This window comes from Nocardiopsis prasina DSM 43845 (assembly GCF_000341265.1).
GTDB classification, from domain to species: Bacteria; Actinomycetota; Actinomycetes; order Streptosporangiales; family Streptosporangiaceae; genus Nocardiopsis; species Nocardiopsis prasina.
This window is the reverse complement of sequence record NZ_ANAE01000238.1, coordinates 1-3235: the sequence shown is the minus strand read 5'-3', so window position 1 is coordinate 3235 and position 3235 is coordinate 1. Positions and strand designations below refer to the sequence as shown.

At 64.8% G+C, this 3235-nt stretch carries 3 protein-coding genes; 1 reads left to right on the top strand and 2 read right to left on the bottom strand.

Annotated elements, in window-relative coordinates; genetic code table 11:
* Positions 1 to 807: 807 nt before the first annotated feature.
* Both D452_RS0127150 and D452_RS30775 read right to left on the bottom strand, forming a co-directional pair.
* On the bottom strand, positions 808 to 1389 hold the full coding sequence (locus D452_RS0127150) for a TetR/AcrR family transcriptional regulator (RefSeq protein ID WP_017547277.1): 582 nt from the start codon (positions 1387 to 1389) through the stop codon (positions 808 to 810).
* Between the two features lie 252 nt (positions 1390 to 1641).
* A complete protein-coding gene (locus D452_RS30775) occupies positions 1642 to 2061 on the bottom strand; it encodes a hypothetical protein (RefSeq protein ID WP_017547276.1) in 420 nt (139 codons plus the stop codon).
* A gap of 175 nt (positions 2062 to 2236) precedes the next feature.
* On the opposite strand from D452_RS30775, the gene D452_RS30770 reads away from it, so the two are divergent.
* Positions 2237 to 3145: a hypothetical protein gene (locus D452_RS30770; RefSeq protein WP_017547275.1), complete on the top strand. Its 909-nt coding sequence runs from the start codon at positions 2237 to 2239 to the stop codon at positions 3143 to 3145.
* The last annotated feature ends 90 nt before the right edge of the window (positions 3146 to 3235 follow it).

Genomic DNA, 3235 nt, shown 5'->3' with positions numbered 1-3235 from the left:
GGGTTGAGAGCCTCCATCACACCCGGCACGAGACAAGGGGTCCGTGGGACCGCGAGCAGGTAGGTGTCTCGGTAACCACCATCGGCGAAGGGGGTTGTGGGTCGATAGCCCGGCCAACCCGATCCTGGAAGTTCAACTGAGCAGGGCAAGTAAAGGCCACGTCGCGGGTGCCTGAACCGCCTTACCGCCGCCAACCCGACGACCCCGGGTCCGAGTGACCACCAGCCGCGGCCCGTCGGCCGTGTACGGGACGCTCCGTTCCCGGCGGGGAGGGTCAGGCCGCGAACTCCCGGACGATCCGCACCGCGTCGGCGTCGTACCTCAGGTTGTCGGGATTGATCGTGCCTCCAGGGAGTATCCCTAGCACGCGTACTTGGACAGAACCCCGAAGAACCGCATTGACCTGCAATAACGCAACCCGTAGGGGTGTCTGGTGCCCTTGGGTTGTGTGTCGGACGTCACATGCCAAGATCAATCCAGGATGTGAATGGCCAGACCGGTTCGCACCGCACCTTCGGTGAGCTCCAGGCCAACATGGAGCAGGCGGACCGCGGCGGACGGATCACCGACAACGTGGTGGATCGCCTCGTTCGCGAGCTGGGGATCGGGAAGACTCGGGTCCGAAGGCTCCGCGACTGGGCCAGGGGCACTCGCTTGTTCGAGACGATGCACGAAGACCAAGGAGGTTCGTCGGCGGCTGGTGGAACTCTGGGGCCCACTTCCTAACTCGGGGCGGCTGATGCTGAAGCTGCGGGAAGTGATGACAGGAACGCGCGCTTCTGGGGTGCGCACGAGTGCCCAGAAGGGCTACTGCGTGAATGGCAGCGCCTCTGTGGCAAGGGTGAGTGCGTCCGCCTCTCGTGTGAGAGCGGATTCCTTCAGGGGCAGAGCCCTCCAGCAGACGAGGCCATTGACGACGCTGAGGAGGAAGTGCGCCCGGGCCGTGTTGTCGCCTTCTTCGAGTGCTCCCTCCCCGACGAGGATCGACAGCCAGGACTCGACGCGTCGCGTGGCCTGCTCGTCGAAGGCGGCATATGTCATGCGGACGTTCTCGGGCGCATCGGGGCTGATGTAGTCCTGGAACATCTCGCTCATTCGCGCCCGAGCCTCGTCGCCCGCCCCGATGGTGGCGACGAGTCTGCCCAGGTTGTCGGTGAGGCGCTGGCGTGCTGGCAGCGTCGTGTCGTGGATGCGGTCATCGGGCATCGCCTGCTCGTACATCGACGCGAGGACCGCGTCGAGCAGAGCGCGCTGGTTCGGGAAGTGATGCCGCAGCGTCCCCATACCGACGCCGGCTCGTGAGGCCACTGCGCGCACCGTCAAGCGCTGCCCGTCCCCCTCCTCCATCATCGACGTCGCTGCGTCAAGGATCCTGCCTCGCGTGTCCACAACCCCTCCGTAGTCCTGAGAATCGACGTGACCTCACACTAGCACAATGTGCTAGTGTGGGGTTCTAGCACATTGTGCTAGTGGCGACGAGGTGGCCGGTGAGACGCACTGGGCGGGACCCCACGAGCTTCACCGGGACTCCTCGTCCCTTATCCCACCTGGCGACGCCGGGTGCCTCCATACAACATCCGAAAGGGAGCAACATCATGCTCGAGACCCTCCAGGACTTCACCAGTCCTTCCCCGGCTGGCTTCAGTGGTTCTCCGTCTTCCTCATCGCTGCCGTCCCGTTCGTCGAGTCGTACCTCGGCACGCTCGTCGGCGTCGCGATCGGCCTGCATCCGGCCGTTGCCGTCAGTGCTGCGATCGCGGGCAACGCCACGGCGGTAGTTCCCATCGTCGTCGTGTCCAGCCGGCTTCGGCAGCGCGTGCGATCGACGCCGAGCACGGAGGAGGAAAGCTCCCCCAAGCGCAAACGCGTGGGCCGCCTGTTCCAGAGGTTCGGAATCCCGGGCGTGGCCCTCATCGGCCATCCGACGCAGATCTCGTCTGCCGCGATGGTCGGCTTCGGCGCGAATCCCACCAAAGTCCTGATCTGGGAGCTGGTGTCAGTGGCCGTCTGGGAGCAGCCGTCGCGATCCTCGGCGGGCTGGGCATCCAGGTACTTACGCACTGACGCAGGCCTGTTTCTACGACCTCACAAGGAGAGAAGAATGAACCACACATCCACGATCGACGACGCTACGCGCGACTCAACGACACCGAACGATCGACCTGGGGGTCGTTGGCCCCTGGCGCGTACAGTCCTGTGGTGGGCGCACGCAGCAATACGATTCCTCCTGGCGATCATGCTGCTGTTCAACGGAGTGATCAAGATCGGACTCTGGCAGTTCGGCAGACCTGACGTCGGCGAGTCGCTGATCACGCTCGGCGAAATGAGCCCTATGGGTCTGCTGTCGTACATGGTGGGATTCTCGCCGCTCTTCCAGGCCCTTGCCGGTATGGCCGAGTTGGGGGCGGCTGTCGCGCTCATGTGGCGTCGGACGATGGTTCCGGGAGCGCTGGTCTCCGCCGGCTCCATGGCCTTCATCGTCGTGCTCAATCTCGGCTACGACATGCCTGCGAAGCAGCTCTCGCTCGCCCTGCTCGTGATGAGCCTGATCGTTCTGGCTCCGTGGGCGAAACGCATCGTCGCTGCGGTCGTGGGCAATGGTGCGGTCCCCGCCTCGGTCGAGCCGCGCCCGTTCCGCAGCGCTCGCGCGAACCGCATAACCGGTCGCATCGCGATGCCCGTGGGTGTGGCGGTACTGGCGCTGACCGGGGCCTTGGTCTTCGTCGCCCAGCCCACTCAGAGCGTCGATGATTCCACACCCGCGGGAGTGTGGGCGGTCGAGTCCGACGTCTCCGGTGCAGACGCGTCCTGGTCGCAGCTTGCGCTCGGGAATACCCTGACCGACGGTGCGGCGACTGCGCAGGTGCGGCAGGACGATGGCACCCTGCTCGTGGGCACATACGTGCGCGAGGGCAACGGGCTGGTTCTGACGCTCAAGCCCTTGCAGAGTCCGGGTCAATCGGCACTCGAATATGCAGAGGCACCGGCGGAGAACGTTGAACTCGTCTACGCGACCGACAGCGCCGGGAATCTCACGCTGACCGGGGATCGGACCATGGAACTGAGCCACAGCCTCGACGCATCGGTGCTCTACGATCGCGGGTTCAGCTGGTCAATCCGCGTCGATGATCCTTTCGAACGGTAGCCAACGCCACCACTGTCGCCGAATGGCCGCATCCACATCCAGCAGCACAGAAGGGCTAGATCGTTGATGGGAAATTTCTGAACCTGCTGC